This window comes from Bacillus sp. ISO11 (genome assembly GCF_003458115.1).
In the GTDB taxonomy this organism is placed as follows: domain Bacteria; phylum Bacillota; class Bacilli; order Bacillales; family Bacillaceae_G; genus Bacillus_A; species Bacillus_A cereus.
Window position 1 is genome coordinate 1 of the sequence record NZ_QXCO01000086.1, and the last position, 1,290, is coordinate 1,290.

Genomic DNA, 1,290 nt, shown 5'->3' on the forward strand with positions numbered 1-1,290 from the left:
TGGTCTTACCCCTGTCAAGTAGACAGTAATAGATTAGGTGTCTTTTCATTAAGCAGCCTTAGTTCCAAATTCAATAGGACTAAGGTTGTTTAATCTTTTTTGAAATCTTTTGTTATTGTAATAGCCCATATATCTTTTAGTAGCCTTAAAAACTTCTGCTTTTTCATGAAACGTATGTCTATAAAAGCATTCTGCCTTAAAATGACTAAAAAAACTCTCTATACATGCATTATCGTAACAATTTCCCTTCCTAGACATACTCACAGTTATTTTGTGCTTTTTAAGTAATTGGTTATATTTTTTTGACGTATACTGATAACCTCGGTCGCTATGTAATACTGTTTCGTGGACTTTTCTTTTTCTTAAGGCTTTATTGACTGTGTCTGTAACTAATTTTAAATTGTTGTATTCGCTCATTTGGTAGGCCACAACTTCGTTATTGTAAAGGTCTAGTATCACGGAAAGATATATGCGCTTATTGTTAAAGGTAAGATAGGTTATATCTGTAACCCATTTTTCATTTGGTCTTGTAGTTGAAAACTCTCTGTTTAACAGATTTTCCGACACGACGCATTGTTCTTTTAAACCAAAATGCCTCCACTTTTTCTTTCGAATCTTAGCTTGTATCCCCATTTTCCTCATTAAACGATATACTCTTTTGTGATTTATCTGTAAACCATAATACTTTTTGAGCCATATACAAATTCTTCGGTAACCATAGCTTCCATTTATATCTGGATCTCGTTCGCATTCTACTATTTTAGACATGATAAATTGATCCTCTTTCATCTTTTCAGAGGGATCGTTGATTCTTTTTTCCCACTTATAATATCCACTTCTTGAAACACCTGCAATTTCACAAAGCAATACAATTGAAAAGTTCTGTTTTAAGGTATGAATGACTTCGTATTCTACTGATTTACTTTTGTTGACCTCATCTCCTTTTTCGTAGCTAATAGCTTTTTTAAGTATGCGTTTTCCGCTTCTAATCGTTGTATTCTAGCGTCTTGACTGACTTCATTTGTTTGTTTAGATCTTCCACGTTTTTCTTGTAGGCCCAGAATCCCCTCATTTTCATATTTTTTAATCCATCTATCTATAACTGAATATGTAACTCCCAATTCCTTTCCAATTAATTTGCTTCCAATTCCTCTATGTGAGTACAATTCAATAGCTTTCATTTTAAAATCAATTGAAAAAGTTCTTCTAATTTTCCCCATAAAAAATCCCCTCCATAATAAACAGTAAAGTAACTTTCTTTCAACTGTCTACTATAAGGGGATCATATCA

2 protein-coding genes are annotated in these 1,290 nt (G+C 32.6%); both read right to left on the reverse strand.

The features are described 5' to 3' along the window. Positions 1-48: 48 nt before the first annotated feature. Positions 49-990, reverse strand: coding sequence for an IS3 family transposase (locus D1166_RS30885; RefSeq protein ID WP_114556261.1), 942 nt, complete (start codon positions 988-990; stop codon positions 49-51). Beyond that, positions 912-1,220 carry a helix-turn-helix domain-containing protein gene (locus D1166_RS30890; RefSeq protein ID WP_000516502.1) on the reverse strand — a complete coding sequence of 103 codons (309 nt, stop codon included), beginning with the start codon at positions 1,218-1,220 and terminating at the stop codon, positions 912-914. The genes D1166_RS30885 and D1166_RS30890 overlap by 79 nt, the downstream gene beginning before the upstream one ends. Positions 1,221-1,290 lie beyond the last annotated feature (70 nt).

Excerpts from the sequence above, each read along its gene's own strand:
- D1166_RS30890 (WP_000516502.1), bottom strand. The coding sequence starts at position 1,220 with ATGGGGAAAATTAGAAGAACTTTTTCAATTGATTTTAAAATGAAAGCT.